Here is a 20398-nt window from a genome sequence, read left to right as displayed (position 1 = left end):
GTCTGCGTTAGCGGAGTCAGACGGGTGCCCTGTGGGATTGGTAGATGGCGAGAGGCGCACGTGACGAAATGGGACCGGTCGACGCATCTGTCTGCTTGCGTCAATTCGCACCTGCAGCGGCGCGCCGGTTCGCTGCTCAGATTTGCTACACGTCGATATGAATTGCGGCAGTCTTCGCTGCAACAACGCGCTTGACAACGTGGCCGATCTCAACGACCGTATTCGCGAGCGTAGGGCAGACTGGCCCACCAACGCGATAAGTTCAACCATTTCCAACGCCACGCGATTGCGTGTTCGGTTGGCGGCGAGGGCGCCCTCGGCTTAACGGCCGGCGGGCGCTTTTTTGTTTTTGGATCGAGTGATGACGCGAAAGCAGTATCGGATCGGCGTGATGTTTTCGACGACGGGCTCCTACAGCGTCGTCGCGCGCTCGATCCTCAACGGCGCGATGCTCGCATTCCAGGAAGTCAATGCGAGCCAGGGCGACGTCGCGCTGGAGCCGGTCGTGGTCAACCCGTCGGGCGATCTCGCGCGCTACCGTGCGCTCAGCCTCGAACTCCTGCGTTCGGGCATCCGGCAGGTGGTCGGCTGTTACACGTCCTCGAGCCGCAAGGAAGTGATCCCCTGCTTCGAGAAGTTCGACGGACTGTTGTGGTATCCGTCTCACTACGAGGGCTTCGAGAGCTCCGATAACGTCATCTACACCGGTGCTGCACCAAACCAGCATGTGCTGCCGCTCGTCGACTATCTGGCGTCCCGCGTTGGCAAGCGCGCCTTCTGCGTCGGCTCGAACTACATCTGGGCCTGGGAGAACAACCGCATTTTCCGGGAGGCGCTGACCGCGCGCGGCGGCACCGTGCTCGCCGAGCGCTATCTCTCGGTTGGCGATACCGAGGTCGACCAGGTGATCGCGGCAATCATCGATCACCGGCCCGACTTCGTCTTCAACAACCTGATCGGGACCAGTGCCTATGCCTTCTTCCGCGCGTTCCGGGCGGCCTGCCGCGTTCGCGGCATCGACCAGGCCGCCGAAATTCCGGTCGCGAGCTGCACCTTGTCGGAACCGGAATTGCCGGAAATCGGTCCGGACGCAGTCGACGGACATCTATCCTCGAGCGTCTACTTCTCCTCCCTGAACTCGCCCGAAAATGGCGCCTTTATCCGCGCCTACGCGACGTCCTTTCCGGATGGACCGGTCACGTCGGCCGATGCCGAATCCTCCTACATCGCCGTCAAGCTGCTCGCGGCGGCGTTGTCGCAGGCCGGGACTGACGACGCGCGCACGGTGCGCGCGGCCGTGGCCGATCAGCGGCTGCGCGCGCCGCAAGGGGACGTCCGTATCGACCGGCAGACCTTTCACGCCTGGCTCACGCCGCGGATCGGCCGCTCGATGGCCAACGGGCAGTTCGAGGTGCTGCTCGAATCCCGCGAGCCGATCGCGCCGGATCCATATCTCGTCCAGTCGTCGCCGCGCTTTGCCAGCGCAATGCGCTCTCCGCTGTTGAAAGTGGTGCAATCATGAGCTCTCGACTGCTACAGAACTTCAAGGGCGGCCGGGCCATCGTCGTCACCCGGCGAGGCGGATGGGAGAGCACGCTCGAATCGACACTCGCCAAGCTCGGCGTCTCGACCGAATATCCGGAGATCATCGACGGCCGCGCGCAGATCGAAATTGCGAGCCTTCAGGCTGATCGCGACATCCTGTTCGTCGACGGCGATCTGGAAGGCGCCGTCGCGATCGAGGTCAACCCGGCCTCGCGGCTGCCGCCGGTGCCGGTGATCGGCCTCGTCGGCGTCGAGGCGCCGAGCCGGCTCAAGGCGCTGGTCAATCTCGGGGCGACCTCGTTCCTGCGCAAACCGGTACATGGCGGCGCGGTCTACACGTCGCTCTTCATGGGCATCAACCAGTTCCTGTTGCGCGCCGAAATGAGCGAGCGCCTCCAGGGCCTCGAGGAGCGCCGCCGCGGCCGCCGCGCGGTGATCCGGGCGGTCATCCTGCTGATGCAGCAGGACGGCCTCGACGAGGAAGGTGCCTATTCCCAGCTCCGTCGCGACAGCATGCGCGCGCGGCAGAACATGGAACTCTATTGCGAGGAGTTTCTGAGCAAGCGGGCGAAGCCGCCCGACACGTCCGGCCGCACGACCGGCATCACGCTGCAAGGCGGCAACAAGCAGGCCATCTAGGAGAAGCAAAATGAGCAAGTCTGTATTGCGGGGGCTGCGCGCCGCAGCCCTCACGGGGACGCTTGTCCTCGGATCACCCCTTGGATCACAATTGGCGCTCGCGGCGGAAAACCCGATCAAGCTCGGCGTGCTGGAGGATCAGTCCGGCGACTTCGCCGCGGCCACCATCGGCAAGGTCCACGCCATCCAGCTCGCGGCCGACGAGATCAACAAGGCCGGCGGCATCATGGGCCGGCCGCTGGAGCTCGTTGCTTACGACACCCAGTCCGACAACACCCGCTACCAGGAGTTCATGCGCCGTGTGCTCCAGCGCGACAAGGTCGACGTCGTGTTCGCGGGCTTCTCCTCGGCCTCGCGCGAGGCGTACCGCCCGATCGTCGACCAGTTCAACGGCTTCGCCTTCTACAACAACCAGTACGAAGGCGGCGTCTGCGACGGCCACATGATCGTCACCGGCGCCGTGCCGGAGCAGCAGTTCTCGACGCTCATCCCCTACATGATGGAGAAGTACGGCAAGAACGTCTACACGCTCGCCGCCGACTACAATTTCGGCCAGATCTCGGCGGAATGGGTGCGCAAGATCGTCAAGGAGAACGGCGGCAAGATGGCCGGCGAGGAGTTCATCCCGCTCGGCGTGTCGCAGTTCTCGCAAAGCATCCAGAACATCCAGAAGGCCAAGCCCGACTTCGTGGTGACGCTGCTGGTCGGCACCGCGCAGGCCTCCTATTACGAGCAGGCGGCCTCCGCCAACGTCAACCTGCCGATGGCGTCCTCGGTCAACGTCGGACAGGGTTACGAGCACAAGCGCTTCAAGCCGCCGAGCCTGAAGGACATGTACGTCACCACCAACTACATCGAGGAGATCGACTCGCCCAAGAGCAAGGAATTCTACGCCAAGTTCAAGGCGAAGTTCCCGAGCGAGCCCTATGTGAACCAGGAGGCGGAGAACTCCTATCTCGCGGTCTATCTCTACAAGCAGATGGTGGAGCGCGCGAAGTCGACCAAGCGGGAGGAGATCCGCAAGGTGATCGCGCTGGGCGACGTCTGCATGGACGCGCCGGAGGGCAAGGTCTGCATCGACCCGAAGAGCCAGCACATGTCGCACACGATCTATCTCGCCAAGGTCGGTGCCGATCACTCGATCTCCTTCCCGAAAACCTGGGAAGACATCAAGCCGTACTGGCTGGGTGAAGCCGGCTGCGATCTCACCAAGAAAGATCCGATGGCCCAATATACGCCATCGAATCCCCCGCCGAAACCCTGACCGGCGGCTGATCGCCCCGGCGCTCGCGGCGCGCCGGGGCGGTCACGGACACCTGCGGCGGCGACGTCGCGTCTCCCTCCATCCTGGTTGATTCATGGACATCGCGACCCACGTATTCTCGGCGCTCTATCAATTCGGCGACGCCTTCGCCTTCCTGGTGCTCTCGGCCTGCGGGCTGGCGGTGATCTTCGGCATGATGGGCGTGATCAATCTCGCCCATGGCGAGTTCATCATGTGCGGCGCCTATGTCACCGCCGCGACTGTGCATGCCGGCCTGCCGCTGCCACTGGGAATACTTGCCGGCACCCTCGTGTCGGCGCTGGTCGGCGTCGTGGTGGAGCTCGCGGTGATCCGCCATCTCTACGACCGCCCGCTCGACACCATCGTCGCCACCTGGGGGCTCAGCCTGATCGCAACGCAGGGCACGCTGATCATGGTGGGCTCGACCATGGCAGGCGTCGGCACGCCGTTCGGCAGTTTCCAGGTCGGCGACTACTCATATTCGATCTATCGCATCGTGCTGTTCTGTGCCGCGCTCGGCGTGCTGGCGGGGCTCTATGCGCTGTTCAACTGGACGCGCTTCGGCGTGCTGGCACGCGCCACCATCCAGGTGCCGCACATGGCGGCGGCGCTCGGTGTCGATACGCGCCTGATCTACAGCCTCACCTTTGCCTGTGGCGCAGGGCTGGCCGGCCTCGCCGGCGGCCTCTACGCGCCGACCATGACGCTGGTGCCGACCATGGGGGCAACCTTCATCATGGAAGCGTTCGTCACCGTCGTCATCGGCGGCGCCGACGTTTTCCTCGGCACGGCGCCGGCCGGCGGCGTGCTCGCTGTGGTGAAGTCGGTGATGACGTCCTGGCAGGGGCAGTTGTTCGGCCAGATCGGCCTGCTGGTCGCCGTCATCATCGTCGTCCGGGTGCTGCCGAAAGGCATTTCCGGCTTCGTGCTGCGCGAGCGCACCTGACGGAGTGATGGCGGTGACCGGTCTGCTCGCAATGTTTCGCCGTCTCGAAGGCCCGCAGACCGTCGGTCGCGGTCCGGCCTTCTGGGGCCTGTTCGCCGTGGTGCTCGCTGTCGCACTCGCTTATCCGCTGTTCAGCGACGGCTACACGGTTGGCAACACCGTCTACTTCTTCGTCTGGGTGTTCATCGCGCTCAGCCTGTGCCTGATCTGGGGCTATGGCGGCTCGCTCTCCTTCGGCCAGACCGCCTTCTTCGGAATCGCAGGCTATGGCTACGGCATCCTCACCATCAATTTCGGCTCGGCCTATGGTTTTACGCTGATCGCGCTCGTGGCCGCAGTCGCAATCGCGGCGCTGTTCGCGGTCCTGCTCGGCTATTTCATGTTCTTCGGCCGCATCGCCGGCGTCTTCCTCGGCATCGTCACGCTCGCCGTCACCTTGATGCTGGAGCGCTTCATGGCGCAGACGGCGGGGCCGGAGTGGCACATCGGAGTTGCACGGCTCAACGGCTTCAACGGCATGAGCGCGATGCCGCCTCTGACCATCCCCTGGCCGGGTGAGCCGATCGTGCTGTTCGCCGATGTCGGGCTCTACTACCTCGTGCTCGGCCTTCTGGTCTTCGTCTATCTGGCCTTGCGCATCCTGATGAACTCGTCGTTCGGCAACGTCATCGTCGCGATCCGCGAGAACCCGGAGCGGGCGGAGATGCTGGGTTACGACGTGCGCAAATATCAGCTCATCACCTTCGTCATCGGCGCCGTGCTCGCGGGTCTGTCCGGGGTGCTCTACACGGTGTGGGGACAGTACATCACCCCGTCGAGTATGGGCATGACGGCGGCGGCGCTGCCGCTGATCTGGGTCGCGGTCGGCGGCCGCAGCGATCTGACGTCGACCGTGGTCGGCACACTGGTGGTGCTGGCCGCGTTCCAGGCGCTCACGATCTACGGCAGCCAGTATGCGCTCGTCTTCATGGGCGTGCTGCTCGTGCTCACGGTCCTGATCGCGCCCAACGGCCTCGTGCTCGGGGTGATGAACTGGCTCGGTCGCCTCGCCACCCGCTTCACGCAGAGGGCGGGCTGATGTCGCTACTGGAGCTGCGCGAGCTGAACAAGCATTTTGGCGGGCTGCACGTCACCAACGGCGTGAACCTCACGCTCAATCCCGGCGAGATTCATTGCCTGATCGGTCCGAACGGTGCCGGCAAGAGCACGCTGTTCCGCCTGATCCTGGGTGAGCATCATCCGGGCAGCGGCGACATTCTCTTCGCCGGAGAGAACATCACGACGCTAAAGTCCTTTGCGCGGATTCATCGGGGCCTGTCGGTCAAGTTCCAGGTGCCGGGAGTCTTCAAGGGGCTGTCCGTCCGCCAGAACCTCGAGATTGCACTCCAGAGCCGGCATCGCGGCGTCGAGCTTGAAGCCGAGATCGGCCGGCTGCTCGACTTCCTTGGCCTCGAATCCGAACAGGCGCAGACGGCGGGAAATCTCAGCCACGGCCAGAAGCAATGGCTGGAGATCGGCATGGCGATCAGCCTGAAGCCGCGCCTGCTGCTGCTGGACGAGCCGACCGCCGGCATGTCGCCGGAGGAAACCCACATGACCGGCGAGATGGTGCAGCGGCTCAACGCCGATGGCATGACCGTGCTGGCGATCGAGCACGACATGGCCTTCGTGCGCCAGGTCGCTCAGCGCGTCACCGTGCTGCATCTCGGCCAGGTCTTTGCCCAGGGATCGATCGACGAGATCGTGGCCGACGAGCGTGTCGCGGCGATCTATCTGGGACAGGCCCATGCTTGATATGCCGCGCAAGGAAGTGATCCTTTCGACGCTGGCCCTGCGTGCCGGTTATGGTGGCAAGCCGGTGCTCCAGGGCCTCGAGATCGAGGTGCGGGAAGGCGAGATCGTCGCCGTCATCGGACGCAACGGTGTCGGCAAGTCGACGCTGATGAAGAGCCTGATCGGGCTGGTGCCGGCGATGAGCGGCTCGATCGTCTATCGCGGCGAGGCGGTGGAATCGCTCCCGGCCCACAAGCGGGCGCGTCTCGGCATGGGCTATGTGCCGCAGGGGCGCGACGTGTTTCCGCGCCTGACCGTCGGCGAAAACGTCGCGGTCGGCGCCGCCATCAAGGGCGGCGGCATTCCCGAGGCGGGCCGGCGCAAGATCGTCGAGGCCTTTCCGATCCTGGCCGAGCGCTGGGATCAGCGCGCCGGTACCATGTCCGGCGGCCAGCAGCAGCAGCTCGCGATCGGACGCGTCCTGATCGCCGACCCCAATCTCATCCTGCTCGACGAGCCATCGGAAGGCATCCAGCCCAACATCGTCCAGGACATCGCGCGCAACATGGTCGAGCTCAATCGCAGGACCGGCGTGACCATCATCCTGGTCGAGCAGAATCTGGACATGATCCGCGCCATGGCACAGCGCTGCTACGTCATGGACAAGGGCCGCATCGTCGCAAGTCTCGATCGCGCGGCGCTCGACAACGAGGCGGAGATGCGTCGCCATCTGGCAGTTTAAAAAAACGACGCCCCAACCAAGGAGAACAGCAATGGCCTGGCAGAACGAATCCATCATGGCGCGCAAGGGCGTCGCAAAGGGGGAGCGTGGCAAGCAGCACACCATCACGGAGAGCGAACAGGGCAAGTATCACTATGTCTACGGTCCCTATGTGAAGCCGGTGCTGACGGTCGATCCCGGCGCGGTCGTCTCCGCTGAGACGCATGACGCGTTCGAAGGCGCCATCAAGAAGGAGACCGATAGTCCGTCGAAGATCCTCAACTTCCCGTTCCTCAATCCGCAGAACGGGCCGATCCACGTCAACGGCGCCGAGAAGGGCGATACGCTCGCGGTCTATATCGAGAACATCGTGCCGCGCGGTCCGCAGCCATGCGGTACCACCGTGGTCATGCCGGACTTCGGCGGCCTGGTCTCGACCGGTCAAACCGCGCTGCTCAATCCGGCGCTGCCTGAGCGGGTCAAGAAGCTCGAGATCGACGCCAAGACCGGGACCAAATGGAACGACAAGATCACGCTGCCCTATGAGCCGTTCATCGGCACCATCGGCACCTCGCCGGAGATCGAGGCGATCTCCTCGCTGGTCCCGGACTATTACGGCGGCAACATGGATCTGCCGGACGTCGGTGTCGGCGCCATCATCTACCTGCCGGTCAACACCAAGGGGGGGCTGCTGTATCTCGGCGACTGTCATGCCGCGCAGGGCGACGGCGAACTCTGCGGCGTTGCCATCGAGCATCCGACCGTGACCACGGTGCAGGTCGATCTGATCAAGGGCTGGACCATCGCCTGGCCGCGGCTCGAGACCCGCGATTTCATCATGACCATCGGCTCGGCGCGGCCGATGGAGGATGCGGCCCGCATTGCCTATCGCGAACTCTGCCGCTGGATGGCGGCCGATTACGGCTTCGAGGAGATCGACGCCTACATGCTCCTGACCCAGGCTGGCCGTATCCGCCTCGGCAACATGGTCGATCCAAAATATACGCTCGGTGCCTCCATCAAGAAATCCTATCTCGCTTGAGGCCGGTCGGATCATGCCCACCATCCACAAGGTCGCCGCCGTCCAGTTCGAGCCGACCATGTTCGAGAAGGAGCGCAATGTCGCGCGCCTGCTCGAGCTCTGCGAGCAAGCGGCGGCGGCCGGTGCAAAGCTCATCGTCACCCCGGAAATGGGCACGACGGGCTATTGCTGGTTCGACCGCGCCGAGGTCGCCCCGTTCGTCGAGGCGATCCCGGGGCCGACCACCAGCAGTTTCGCGGCGCTGGCGCGCAGGCATGATTGCTACATCGTCGTCGGCATGCCGGAGGTCGACGAGGACGGCATCTATTTCAATACCGCCGTTCTGATCGGGCCCGACGGCATCGTCGGTCGTCACCGCAAGACGCATCCCTACATTTCCGAGCCGAAATGGGCGGCGGCCGGCGATCTGCACAATCAGGTGTTCGAGACGCCGATCGGGCGCATCGCGCTTCTGATCTGCATGGACATCCATTTCGTGGAGACCGCGCGGCTGATGGCGCTGGGCGGCGCGGACGTCATCTGCCACATCTCGAACTGGCTAGCTGAGCGCACACCAGCGCCTTACTGGATCAGCCGCGCTTTCGAGAACAGCTGCTATGTCATCGAGAGCAATCGATGGGGGCTCGAGCGTACCGTGCAGTTCAGTGGCGGAAGCTGCGTGATCGCACCGGACGGGCTGGTGACGGCCGTGCTCGACAAGGGCGATGGCATCGTCCTGTCCGAGATCGACCTCGAAGCCGCGCGCGCGCGGCGCGTGCTTGGCGAAACCGTATTCGCGCAGCGGCGGCCAGAACTCTATCCGGAGCTGCTCACCGATACCTTCAGCTGGAATCCGCGGGACTTCTTCGGCCTCTATGGCCACGAGCCCTGGCCGGCCGGAAAGACGTCGCGGGTCAGTGTCGCGCAATTCTCGCCCGGCGATGACATCAGTCGGAATCTGAAGGAGATCGCGGCGCTCGCGCACAAGGCGAGGGCCGAGGGCGCGGAACTCGTCGTGTTTCCGGAGCTGGCCCTGACGGGACTTGCCGATCCCGCGACATCAGCGCAACCGATACCGGGGCCGGCGACCGACAGTCTTGGCAAGCTTGCGGAGGACCTCGACCTCTATCTGGTCTGCGGCCTCGCCGAGCGCGACGGCGATCTGGTCTACAACAGCGCTTGCCTTGTCGCGCCAGATGGAGACATCTCGGTCTATCGCAAGACGCATCTCGCAGCCGACGAGCGAAACTGGGCGACGGCCGGTGACGGCTGGACCGTCGTCGACACGCCGATCGGCCGCATTGGACTGTTGATCGGTCACGACGCGTCCTTCCCGGAAACGGGCCGCGTGCTGGCGCTGCGTGGTTGCGATCTCATCGCGTGTCCCGCCGCGATCAAGGGGCGCTTCAGTTCGTCGCATGCCGGCACGGAAGTCCGGCAGCCAAAACCGATTCCGATCGGCCCGGATCCGCATCACTGGCATCATTTCCGCGTTCGGGCAGGGGAGAACAACCTGTTCTTCGCCTTCGCCAATGTCGTCGATCCCGAACGCGGCTATCCCGGGTTGAGCGGTGTGTTCGGCCCTGATACGTTCGAGTTTCCGCGGCGGGAAGCGATCGCGGCTGGCGGCACGGGCCTTGCGACCGCGCGCGTCGATACCACCAACCTCGACAGCGTCTATCCGACCAACGTCGTGCGGCGGAAGGATCTGGTGTCGATGCGAATGCCGCACAGCTATCGTGGATTGGTCCGCGCGACGGCCGACAATTACTGAACCAACAAAAGGAAACAGGCCATGGATCTGGGACTCAAGGGCGCCAAGGTTCTCGTCACGGGAAGCACCAAGGGCATCGGCCGCGCGATCGCCGAGACATTTGCGGCTGAAGGGGCCGATGTCGGTGTGTGCTCGCGCAATCTGGCGGAAGTCGAGAGCACGGTTGCTACGCTCAAGTCCAGAGGCGTTGCGGCCTATGGAGGTGCGGTCGACGTTGCCGACGCGGCCGCACTGAAGGCCTGGGTCGGGGATATGGCACAGAAGCTCGGCGGCATCGATGTCGTCGTCGCCAATGTTAGCGCGCTCGCCATCGGCCAGGACGACGAGAGCTGGGAGAAGGAGTTTTCGACCGACATGATGGGCACGGTCCGGCTGGTGAATGCGGCCATGCCTTATCTTGAGAAGAGCGAGGCCGGCGCGATCGTCGCCATCTCCAGCGTCTCCGGGCGCGAGGTCGATTTTGCAGCCGGCCCCTACGGCACCTTCAAGGCGGCGATCATCCACTACACCCAGGGCCTCGCCAATCAACTGGCGGGGAAGGGCATTCGCGCCAACACGGTCTCGCCGGGCAACACCTATTTCGAGGGTGGGGTGTGGAACAAGATCAAGGACAACAATCCCGAGCTCTACAAAACCGCGCTGGCGCTCAATCCGACGGGGCGGATGGGCACGCCGCAGGAAATGGCCAACGCGGCGGTGTTTCTCGCGAGCCGTGCGGCGAGCTTCATCACCGGGACGAACCTCGTTGTCGATGGCGCATTGACGCGCGGCGTGCAGTTCTAAAGCGCGATGATTTTCGGTGGAGGCGATGCGTGCCCAGGTTCACCTGTCCCCGCCGGGGAGAGGTCGACAACCGACCGAGCGTAGTTTGAGACGGAGCAACGACAACCGGGGCGATGATGCCATCATGCCCCTGTTTTGCCCGACGTGTCAAAGCCATCCGCGGCGTAGATTTTTCCTTCAGAAATTTGCCTTTGCGAACAAGGGCATTCTACTGTGCATGGGGTTGTTTTCGCGTTTTTAATCCAGCAACCGGCGAGCGGCATCGACCAGGCGTCCGTCAGGGCACGAACAGCTCGCGGGAATTGCGCTGCCAATAGCCGCCATGCAGGAACACCGATGCAAAGAGATTAACCGATCGAAATCGCGTTATCATCCATTTTCCACCGCCCCATGATGGATCGCGTGAGATTTGAGCTGCCTAGATGTGGATCGCGTGGCCGAGTGCCCTGAACGCGGCTTCCTGAATAGCCTCGCCCAGCGTGGGATGCGCGTGGATCGTGCCGGCGACATCCTGCAAGACCGAGCCCATCTCGATCGCCAGGCCGAATGCGGCAGAAAGCTCCGAAACGCCCTGTCCAACCGCCTGCATCCCGATCACGCGTTGATTGTCGGCCCTCGCCACGACGCGTACAAAGCCAGGCTCGCCATGGCGCGTCATTGCACGGCCGTTGGCGACAAACGGAAACTGTCCCACCTTGATGTTGAGTCCGCGTTGACGCGCCTCGTTCGGCGACAGGCCGACGGAGACGATCTCCGGATCGGTGAAGCAGATCGCCGGAATGCAGCGCTCATCCCAGGCGCGCGGCAGACCGGCGGCAATTTCCGCCACCATCTCGCCCTGCGCCATGGCGCGATGGGCCAGCATCGGCTCTCCCGTAACGTCGCCGATGGCGTAGATGCCGCGCATCGAGGTCTCGCAGCGCTGGCCAATCCGGATGAACTGGTCGTCCATGTCGAGGACGAGCTGCTCGAGGCCCAGCTCGGCCGTCACCGGCTGGCGTCCGACCGTGACGAGGATCTTGTCGGCCGGCAGGCTGCGCTCCCGGCCATCGGCCGTCTCGACGCGCAATCCGTCGCCTCGGGCGGTCGGGCCCAGTGCGCGGGCGCCGCTCAGCACCTCGACGCCGAGCGCGGCCAGGCGTCCGGTGATCGGAGCCGTCAACTCGGCGTCGTAGAGCGGCAGGATGCTGTCCTGCGCCTCCACCACGCAGACCTTGCTGCCGAGCTTGGCGAACGCCGTCCCGAGTTCGAGCCCGATATAGCCGCCACCGACGACGACGAAGGACTTCGGCACTTCGGTGAGCGACAGCGCTCCGGTCGAAGAGATGACGTTGCCGCCGAACGGCAGCAACGGCAGTTCGACTGGAGCCGAGCCGGTCGCGATCACCACCGTCTCGGCCTTGATCGTCTTCGGACCGGTCTCGGTCTCGACGACGATCGTCTTGCCGTCGCGGAAACGCGCGTGGCCCTGCACGATCTTGACCTTGGCCTTGCGCAGCAGCGCGGCGACGCCGTTGTTCAGCCGATGGACGATACCGTCCTTCCAGGCAATCGCCTGTTTGAAGTCCAGCGCGGGTTGCGCCGCCGACAGGCCGAACGGCGTCTTGCCGCTCGCCGCATCGACCAGTTTCTCGAATTCCTCGGCGACATGAATCATGGCCTTTGAAGGAATGCAGCCGACATTGAGGCAGCTGCCACCCAGTTTGCCGCGTTCGACGAGGACGGTGTCGAGGCCGAGCTGGCCAGCGCGGATCGCGCACACATAGCCGCCCGGCCCGGCGCCGATGACGACAAGCTGACAGGTGATCTCGGTCATTGCTGCTTCCTGCTTCCGCCCTTAGGGATCGACGAAGATCGTTGCCGGATTCTCCAGCAGCTCCTTGAGCCGTTGCACGAAGACGGCAGCGTCCCACCCGTCGATGACGCGGTGGTCGAAGCTGGAGGAGAGGTTCATCATCTTGCACGGCACGAAGCGCGTGCCGTCCCAGACCGGGCGCACCGCGATCTTGTTGACACCGACGATGGCGACCTCGGGATGGTTGATCACCGGCGTGGTCGCGAGGCCGCCGAGCGCGCCGAGCGAGGTGATGGTGATCGTCGACCCGGTCAACTCCTCGCGTGTCGCGGTGCCTTCGCGGGCGCGCTGCGCCAGACGGTCGAGCTCGATGCTGCAATCCCGGAGGTCGCGCGCCTCCGCATGCTTCACGACCGGGACGACGAGGCCCGACGGCGTCTGCGTGGCGATGCCGATATGGACAGCGGCATGCTGATGGATGACGCCGGCTTCGTCGTCGTAAAGGGCGTTGAGCGCGGGTTGCTCGGCAAGAGCCCTGACCATGGCGCGCATCAGGAAGGGCAGCAGCGTCAGCTTGGGATGGTTCGGCCCTGGTTTCCTGTTCAGCGTCGCGCGCAGCTCCTCCAGTGGAGAAACGTTGACCTCCTCGACGATGGTGATGTGCGGGATGCGCGACTTCGACAGCGTCATCTTCTCGGCAATGCGCCGTCGCAAGCCCACCACCTTCACGTCAGTCACATCGGTCTTTGGGCTCAGGCCGCGACCATGGACCGGCATCGGCCCGCGCGACAGAAAGGCATCGATATCCTCGTGGGTGATGCGTCCGGCGGGGCCTGTGCCGTGGACCTGGCGCAGGTCGATGCCGGCTTCTCGCGCTTTGAGGCGTACCGCGGGCGAGGCCGCGGGCTTCTCGCCTGGCGCGCGGCGGACGGCGCGTGGTGTCGCCGGCTGATCCTTGGACGTGCGCCGGGCGAGGGGCGCGGCCGGGGCGGAAGAGATGGGGGCCGCAACCGTCTTCTCGCCCCTGGTCGCAGCCGGGGGCGCGGCGGGCTTTGCGACCGGCGTCTCGTCGCCGGCCTCGGCGACATCGCCACCGGCGACCTTGAGCTTCACGAGCGCCGAGCCGATCGCCACAGTGTCGCCAACCTGAGCGCCGATCCAGATGACCTCACCCTCGCGCGGAGAGGGAATTTCGACAGATGCCTTGTCGGTCATCACGGTGGCAAGCAGATCGTCCTCGCGAACGAGATCACCTTCCTTGACATGCAATTCGACGAGTTCCGCCTCGGCGATGCCTTCGCCGACGTCGGGAAGCTTGATGGTGTGCTCGCCCATCAGCGTACCTCCACGAGGTCACGCAGGGCTTGCCCAAGCCGCGCAGGACCGGGGAAGTAGTCCCATTCCTGCGCATGTGGGTAGGGCGTATCCCATCCGGTGACGCGCATCACCGGTGCCTCGAGATGGTAGAAGCAGTGCTCCTGCACAAGCGCGGCAAGCTCCGCGCCGAAGCCGGATGTCAGGGTTGCCTCGTGCAGCACGATGCAGCGGCCGGTCCTGGCGACGGAAGCGGCGATCGTCTCGAGATCGAGCGGAATCAAGGTACGCAAGTCGATCACCTCGGCGTCGACACCGGTCTCCTCGACCGCCGCCAGCGCGACGTGAACCATGGTGCCGTAGGCGAGGATGGTGACGGCCTCGCCTTGGCGCCGGGTCACGGCCTTGCCGAGCGGCGTGGTGTAGTGCCCCTCGGGCACTTCGGAAAGCTCATGCTTGGACCAGGCGGTGACCGGGCGATCATGGTGACCGTCGAAGGGACCGTTGTAGAGCCGCTTCGGCTCCAGGAAGATCACGGGGTCCGGATCCTCGATGGCCGCGATCAGGAGTCCCTTTGCATCATACGGGTTGGACGGCACCACGGTTTTCAGTCCGGCGACATGGGTGAACAGTGCCTCGGGGCTTTGGCTGTGCGTCTGCCCTCCGAAAATACCGCCGCCGGTCGGCATGCGGATGACGAGAGGGCAGGTGAAGTCGCCGGACGAACGGTAACGCAGGCGAGCGGCCTCCGAGACGATCTGGTCGTAAGCCGGATACATGTAGTCGGCGAACTGGATCTCGACGCAGGGACGCAGTCCATAGGCCGCCATGCCGATTGCGGTGCCGACGATGCCGGATTCGCTGATCGGTGCATCGAAGCAGCGCGAGACGCCGTATTTCTGCTGCAGGCCCTGCGTGCAGCGGAACACGCCGCCGAAAAAGCCGACGTCTTCTCCATAGACGACGACATTGTCATCGCGAAGCATCGACACGTCGAGCGCCGAGCGGATCGCCTCGATCATCGTCATGCGCGGCATCGCGTCAAACTCCGATCTGCTGGCGCTGCCGACGCAGATGCGGCGGCAGCTCGGCATAGACATCCTCGAAGATATCGCGCGCCGAGGGCTTGCCGCCGGAATGCAGGGTGCCGAAGGCCTCGGCTTCCTTCTGCGCGGCGATGACGGTGGCAAGAATCTCGGCCTCGGTCTGCTTGTGGCGCCCTTCCGACCAGGCGCCGGCTGCAATGAGATGCTGCTTGAGCCGGATCACCGGATCGCCCAGCGGCCACTCCTCGGATTCGTGTTTCGGCCGGTAGGCGGAAGGATCGTCCGAGGTCGAATGCGCGCCGGCGCGGTAAGTGACATATTCGATCAGCGTAGGCCCGAGATTGAGCCGTGCCCGCTCGATCGCCCATTTTGCGACCGCATAGGTCGCGAGATAGTCGTTGCCGTCAACCCTGAGCGCGGGGATGCCGAAGCCAAGGCCGCGCGCCGCGAAGGTGCCCGAGCCGCCACGCGCGATGCCCTGGAAAGTCGAGATGGCCCACTGGTTGTTGACCACGTTGAGGACGACCGGCGCCTTGTAGGTCGAGGCGAAGACGAGCGCCGCATGGAAATCCGACTCCGCCGTCGAGCCGTCGCCGATCCAGGCGGCAGCAATGCGGTTGTCGCGCTTGATCGCCGACGCCATGGCCCAGCCGACCGCCTGGACGAACTGCGTGGCGAGGTTGCCCGAAATCGAAAAGAAGCCGTGTTTTTTCGAAGAGTACATCACCGGCAATTGCCGGCCCTTTAGCGGATCATGCTCATTGGAGTAGATCTGGCACATCATGTCGACGAGCGGGTAATCATGCGCGATCAGCAGACCGGCCTGGCGATAGGTCGGGAAGTTCATGTCATTGGGCCCGAGCGCGATGCGGAAAGCGCAGCTCACCGCTTCCTCGCCCGTGTGCTGCATGTAGAACGACGTCTTCCCCTGGCGTTGCGCCATCTGCATGCGCGCATCGAACGTGCGTAGCGTCATCATGTGACGCAGCCCGGCGACCAGTTCGTCCTGGGTGAGGTCCGGCACCCATGGCCCGATCGCTTGCCCCTCATGATTGAGCACGCGAATGATCGAGTAGGCGAGATCACGGATCTCCTCGGGCGCGACCTCAACAGGCGGGCGTCGGATCGAGCCTGCCTTTGGGATTGCGACACCGGAGAAATCCGGCTTGCCCCCCGGCCGGCTTGCAGGCTCCGGAACGTGAAAGCGAAGTGGCGTGAGGGTGTTCATGGAAGCATCCGCTCGTTTGCAGGTCCCGGCGAGACGACACCCGGTTGATCGAGGTCTTCGCGCGAGAGCTCCGCGACGCGAAGGTCCGTGATCACCGGATGACGTGACAATCGATCGGTGATGTCCGCGCAATCGGCCGACGGCTGGACCTCGAGGACCATACGTATTGACCGCCCTCCATCGGGACAAGTCGTCATCGAGACCTGGTCGAGGCCGAAGCCGAAACGCGCGGTGTCGAGGACAAGCCGAACGATCCCGTCAAAGGGATCGGATGTTGTGGCCGTCACGCTGACGCATCGGCGCTGTCGAGGTTGCATGGTACGTTCTCTCGCGGCACAATGATAATCTCTTTGTTCCGGAAAACTTCCCAAAATTCCGACGGATCGGCCGAAATCGCGGAAAATTTTACCGTCCGAATGCCAACAGACAGAAGGATCGACCGATGCCCTCCAGGCGCAGCCCCGTCGAGCAGCTTGATCAACTTGATCTGCGAATTCTCTCGGCACTGTGCGAGAACGGCCGATTGACCACGAGCGCGCTGGCCGAGCGGGTCGGGCTTTCGAGTTCGCCATGCTGGACCAGGGTGAAGCGCCTGGAGGAAACCGGCGCGATCGCGAAGTATGTTGCGGTGCTCAATCACGCCAATCTCGGATACAACAACATCGCGTTCGTCGAGATCACGCTGGACAAGCACGACGACAAGGCGCTCGAGCGCTTCGGCAGCGCCCTTTCGCGAATACCGGAGGTGATGGAAGCCTATCTGGTGACCGGCGATTACGACTATCTCATCAAGGTCGTCGTGCGAGACACCGATCACTACGAGCGCTTCCTGCGACAGGCGTTGTACAGGATCCCAGGCATCCGGCAGTCTCGTACGACATTCGGATTGCGGACGCTGAAGCGCCAGATCTCGATCGATCCTGCCAAGGCCAGTCCGCCGTGACGAGAGCAGACGTCAATCGGATTGATGTCTGCTCCCCAAGGGCAAACTGAAACGGCGTGGTTCGTCAGAACGCGGTCTTCTTGCCGATGATGCCGACATAGCTCGATCGCGCCAGGGCTCCCCAGCGTCCATCCCTCTTGACGATCACATAGAGGGAATCGGCCGACAATATCGGCTTGTCGTTGGCGTCGTAGCGCGTGAACCTCGTAACGAAGTGGAGCTTATCGTCGGATTTCTGCCGAGCTTGCGGTACGTCCGCGCCGATCGGACCCAGGTCGAGGCCTGCGCCAACTGCCTCGCGTCGTTCGACTGCGCATATTCAGGCGCGGTGCAAGATCAACGTCACGATCGCGCGACGGATGCCCAATTTCGGTCGGATAAGCCTGCGGTCTGCGACCGGCAAGGCTTTGATCGTTCGCAGCTCGCAGCTGAATCAGCGGGTCGCCGGTTCGAGCCCTGATGCGCCCACCTATGACTCTGGCTCGAGCACAAAGGAATTCGTCATTCGTCTTCGAGCGCAGAAGTCCTGAGGGAAATCGAATTGGACACGCTTTGCGTGCTCTGCGCGGGGCAACCATGTGGCTGCTCGCCGATCAAAGCGGTTGGCGGGAATATGCTGTCGTAGATTGCGCGAGCTTCCCGAATGAGTCGAATCCGCTCAAGCTCGGCTTTCGGGACAAATCGAACGATGTCGGCCATGTGTGCTCCCGCCTAGGCCGTTTCGCCCGCGCGCCGCCATGTTGGAAACGGGTCTGCGAGCTTTGCCCATTCCGCGACATTCATGGCGGGTTTTCCCTGTACCAGGCATGCATCGAGGCGAGCGCGGATTGAGGCCTCATCCATGCCGGTGCCGATGAACACGATTTCCTGGCGGCGATCGCCATAAATGTCGTTCCAGTTCGCGCGCAACCTCTTGCGCCAGAATGGATCATCCGGCCATCGTTCTGCCGGCACGCTGGCCCACCAGAAACCAAGGGTCTGGGTGCGAATGATCGCGCCCGCCTGGCTGACTTCACCGAGCCATTGCGGCCTGGTCGCGAGCCAGAAGTGCCCCTTGGCGCGAATGACGCCAGGCCAAGGCTCCTTGATGAACTTGTCGAACTTGGCTGGGTCGAATGGCCGCCGCGCGCGATAGACGAAGTTCCTCACGCCGTACTCTTCCGTTTCCGGCACGTGTTCGGCAAAGCCGTAGAGCTCCTTGTACCAGAGTGGATGCTGCTGGGCCTTTTCGAAGTCGAACCGGCCAGTGTCGAGAATGCGATCGAAAGCGACCCGGCTGTGGCTGGCTTCGATCAGGTCCGCTTCCGGATTGAGGGCGCGGATGATTTTCCGCGCAGCCTCGCGCTGCTCGGGCGAGGCGTCATCAACCTTGTTCAGAACGATCACATCGGCAAATTCGATCTGCTCGACGAGGAGATCGACGAGCGTGCGCTTGTCGTTGTCGAGTGCTTCGCCGCGTTGCTCCAGAAAATCTGTCGACGAATAATCCTTGAGCAGATTCACGGCGTCGACCACGGTGACCATGGTGTCGAGACGTGCCACGTCGGAGAGGCTTTCGCCGTCTTCGGAGCGGAAATCAAACGTCGCCGCGACCGGCAGCGGCTCCGAGATGCCGGTCGATTCGATCAGCAGATAATCGAACCGACCGTGCTCGGCGAGTGCGCGGACCTCCTTCAAGAGATCGTCGCGCAGCGTGCAGCAGATGCAGCCGTTCGTCATCTCGACGAGCTTCTCATCGGTCCGGGATAGATTCGCACCGCCATCGCGAACCAAATCCGCATCGATGTTCACCTCGCTCATGTCGTTGACGATCACCGCCACCTTGAGGCCGTGCCGATTGTTCAGGACGTGGTTCAGCAAAGTGGTCTTTCCAGCCCCGAGGAAGCCGGACAAGACGGTGACGGGGAGTTTCTGCATGGAGATCGAAGAGCCTTTTCAAGGGGATAGGGCGACGCTTGGGGCTGGGCATCTCGGTTGGCGCAATGTAATGTTATAACATTACATCTCCGAAGGTCGGCCGTCTGTCAAGGCGCTTGCAACCGGGTTAGAATTCGCTCGAATATTCAGGCGCTTGGCATGTGCACAAGAAGCCCGTGGTATCCTGGCGATGTTCTCTGCCCTCACGGGGTGGCTGCAACGGCAGGCGGTGGCTGGGCCGGACGCGGCGCCGATGAAGGGCTGGAGCGGAATCTCGCATAAGCGCAGCGGCTTCGCCGCTTGACGGCGGTCGCGAAGAGGCAAGCCGCACCGATTGAAGTACCTGCCCCGGGACCGCCGTACCCACGTAAGGTGATCGCAGCGGTGAAGTCCGGCCGCGTCAGCCTGCGATCAAATACCGGATGGTCTGATCCACTCAGGCTCGTGAGGTGGTTCGAATTTGATAGTCGCCGTTCCTAGCGCTTGGGGACGTCGGTGCTGCCTTCTCTCGACACCAGCATGCGTTGGACGTGTTCTGCGTGCTCTCTCGTCAGATTCTCGGCCAGATCGGACCCGATCACCGCCGGACCTTTCCTCTGTCGATCGTATACCATCCAGCCCCTGCTACCCATTCGGATGAAAAATCTGTTCTGCGATGCCGTTGGATCGGCCACCGATTGGGCTCCTGGTTGTTGGCTGAAAGGAGGAAGCGTACGAGCGGATCCCAGGCAAAACATTCGCCTATGTGAATTAAATCGGGAAAACTTGGCAACGCCCTCTCAAAGGTGTTCGCGACGCTGCCAAAACTAACAGACAAAACAACACTCCAGCCCGCAAAAGGTTTCATGCGTTGTGCGGGCGAATGAGCCTATTCCGTGAGTTGGAAAGCGGTCGCAGGCCTGCTATCTTGCGCGCACCCGCTATGTTGTGCGCGCGAGAAGCGTGCGATCGGGACTATCCTGAGGGCGGCCTGGCAGACCGCAGCCGCTGATTTAAGAATCTTCCCTTGCTTCGTCGTCAGGCGATCTATCGCCCCCTCGGCGTCTAAAAAGACCCTTTCTGAAATTCTCCTATGCAGTGCCGAAGTCGCAGCTGCACCGTGTGTCTGGTTGGCGGCCGCCGATCGGAGTCGCCAGCATCATTCGCCAAGTCGCCGGCGAACCGACGTGATCGCGTTGATCCGACACGAGGTGTCTCGACCAAGGTTGATCGGTGCGACTTGGCGGTGAGCACGTGGCTTTGCTCAGTCGCGGCGGAAGCATCCCCTGCCTGGCAGCTGTGTTTCCGATTTGAAGGCTGTAGTCACATCGGCGCACCGCGCGGGTTCACCACTGTGTCCCCTCTCAAGGAACGCGCGTGGATTCTCGTTGCGCGTCCACCCGAGTTGTCGTCGTATTGACCAAACAAACGCAGGGCGGCAGCGCGGCCGCAAAATCAGAAGGGGGGCAACTCGCAGGGCGACCGCCGACGATCCTGCGGCCGACGCGGTCATCGAGCGCCGCCACATTTGTGCCGGCCGCGACCGAGAGTTGCTTTGAATCTTGTGTCCGCAATGAGTGTCGCAACTCCTTCTTTCGCTGGTTCGAGGCTTGCGAGTAGTAAGAGAAGTCGCACGCCATGGTGACGTTGCATTCGGTGGCGCGTTCTATTCGGTCGTGCTTCCGAATT

The 20398-nt window shown here is 63.4% G+C and carries 17 protein-coding genes; 11 read left to right on the top strand and 6 right to left on the bottom strand.

Annotation, left to right across the window (positions count from 1 at the left end):
* Positions 1 to 361: 361 nt before the first annotated feature.
* From GPL20_RS02310 to GPL20_RS02265, 10 genes are all read left to right on the top strand, one after another.
* Positions 362 to 1522, top strand: coding sequence for a transporter substrate-binding domain-containing protein (locus GPL20_RS02310; RefSeq protein ID WP_157327273.1), 1161 nt, complete (start codon positions 362 to 364; stop codon positions 1520 to 1522).
* Positions 1519 to 2184 carry an ANTAR domain-containing response regulator gene (locus GPL20_RS02305; protein ID WP_157327271.1) on the top strand — a complete coding sequence of 222 codons (666 nt, stop codon included), beginning with the start codon at positions 1519 to 1521 and terminating at the stop codon, positions 2182 to 2184. The genes GPL20_RS02310 and GPL20_RS02305 overlap by 4 nt, the downstream gene beginning before the upstream one ends.
* Before the next feature lie 10 nt (positions 2185 to 2194).
* Positions 2195 to 3448, top strand: coding sequence for an urea ABC transporter substrate-binding protein (locus GPL20_RS02300; RefSeq protein ID WP_157327269.1), 1254 nt, complete (start codon positions 2195 to 2197; stop codon positions 3446 to 3448).
* A 94-nt stretch (positions 3449 to 3542) separates the two neighbouring features.
* Complete coding sequence (locus GPL20_RS02295) at positions 3543 to 4415, top strand: ABC transporter permease subunit (protein WP_157327267.1); 873 nt, start codon at positions 3543 to 3545, stop codon at positions 4413 to 4415.
* 7 nt (positions 4416 to 4422) lie between these two features.
* Positions 4423 to 5493, top strand: coding sequence for a branched-chain amino acid ABC transporter permease (locus tag GPL20_RS02290; protein ID WP_157327265.1), 1071 nt, complete (start codon positions 4423 to 4425; stop codon positions 5491 to 5493).
* On the top strand, positions 5493 to 6209 hold the full coding sequence (locus GPL20_RS02285) for an ABC transporter ATP-binding protein (protein WP_157327263.1): 717 nt from the start codon (positions 5493 to 5495) through the stop codon (positions 6207 to 6209). Before GPL20_RS02290 ends, GPL20_RS02285 begins: the two co-directional genes overlap by 1 nt.
* 1 nt (position 6210) lies before the next feature.
* Positions 6211 to 6930: an ABC transporter ATP-binding protein gene (locus GPL20_RS02280; RefSeq protein ID WP_157327470.1), complete on the top strand. Its 720-nt coding sequence runs from the start codon at positions 6211 to 6213 to the stop codon at positions 6928 to 6930.
* Between the two features lie 31 nt (positions 6931 to 6961).
* A complete protein-coding gene (locus GPL20_RS02275; protein WP_157327262.1) occupies positions 6962 to 7951 on the top strand; it encodes an acetamidase/formamidase family protein in 990 nt (329 codons plus the stop codon).
* A gap of 13 nt (positions 7952 to 7964) precedes the next feature.
* Positions 7965 to 9704: a nitrilase-related carbon-nitrogen hydrolase gene (locus tag GPL20_RS02270; RefSeq protein ID WP_157327260.1), complete on the top strand. Its 1740-nt coding sequence runs from the start codon at positions 7965 to 7967 to the stop codon at positions 9702 to 9704.
* Positions 9705 to 9725: 21 nt separating this feature from the next.
* Positions 9726 to 10487: an SDR family NAD(P)-dependent oxidoreductase gene (locus tag GPL20_RS02265; protein WP_157327257.1), complete on the top strand. Its 762-nt coding sequence runs from the start codon at positions 9726 to 9728 to the stop codon at positions 10485 to 10487.
* Between the two features lie 418 nt (positions 10488 to 10905).
* Here GPL20_RS02265 and lpdA read toward each other — a convergent pair whose 3' ends face one another.
* Genes lpdA through GPL20_RS02245 form a run of 4 tightly spaced genes read right to left on the bottom strand, consistent with a single transcriptional unit; the run spans position 10906 to position 15870 of the window.
* On the bottom strand, positions 10906 to 12303 hold the full coding sequence (lpdA, locus tag GPL20_RS02260) for a dihydrolipoyl dehydrogenase (RefSeq protein ID WP_157327255.1): 1398 nt from the start codon (positions 12301 to 12303) through the stop codon (positions 10906 to 10908).
* 21 nt (positions 12304 to 12324) lie between these two features.
* On the bottom strand, positions 12325 to 13617 hold the full coding sequence (locus GPL20_RS02255) for a dihydrolipoamide acetyltransferase family protein (protein WP_157327253.1): 1293 nt from the start codon (positions 13615 to 13617) through the stop codon (positions 12325 to 12327).
* The gene (locus GPL20_RS02250; protein WP_157327251.1) at positions 13617 to 14633 is read right to left on the bottom strand and encodes an alpha-ketoacid dehydrogenase subunit beta; all 1017 of its coding nucleotides are present in this window, start codon (positions 14631 to 14633) and stop codon (positions 13617 to 13619) included. The genes GPL20_RS02255 and GPL20_RS02250 overlap by 1 nt, the downstream gene beginning before the upstream one ends.
* Before the next feature lie 4 nt (positions 14634 to 14637).
* Positions 14638 to 15870: a 3-methyl-2-oxobutanoate dehydrogenase (2-methylpropanoyl-transferring) subunit alpha gene (locus tag GPL20_RS02245; protein WP_157327249.1), complete on the bottom strand. Its 1233-nt coding sequence runs from the start codon at positions 15868 to 15870 to the stop codon at positions 14638 to 14640.
* Between the two features lie 442 nt (positions 15871 to 16312).
* Between GPL20_RS02245 and GPL20_RS02240 the strand changes: the two genes are divergently transcribed.
* On the top strand, positions 16313 to 16813 hold the full coding sequence (locus GPL20_RS02240) for an Lrp/AsnC family transcriptional regulator (protein ID WP_157327248.1): 501 nt from the start codon (positions 16313 to 16315) through the stop codon (positions 16811 to 16813).
* A gap of 501 nt (positions 16814 to 17314) precedes the next feature.
* Here the strand turns inward: GPL20_RS02240 and GPL20_RS02230 are convergent.
* Both GPL20_RS02230 and zigA read right to left on the bottom strand, forming a co-directional pair.
* Positions 17315 to 17512, bottom strand: coding sequence for a hypothetical protein (locus GPL20_RS02230; RefSeq protein WP_157327246.1), 198 nt, complete (start codon positions 17510 to 17512; stop codon positions 17315 to 17317).
* 12 nt (positions 17513 to 17524) lie between these two features.
* Entirely contained in the window at positions 17525 to 18730 is a 1206-nt protein-coding gene (gene zigA, locus GPL20_RS02225) for a zinc metallochaperone GTPase ZigA (RefSeq protein WP_157327244.1), read from the bottom strand.
* Between the last annotated feature and the right edge of the window lie 1668 nt (positions 18731 to 20398).

The sequence above is a fragment of the Bradyrhizobium cajani genome (assembly GCF_009759665.1).
GTDB classification, from domain to species: Bacteria; Pseudomonadota; Alphaproteobacteria; order Rhizobiales; family Xanthobacteraceae; genus Bradyrhizobium; species Bradyrhizobium cajani.
Note: the sequence above shows the minus strand (reverse complement) of the source record. Positions and strands in the feature narration are given on the sequence as shown.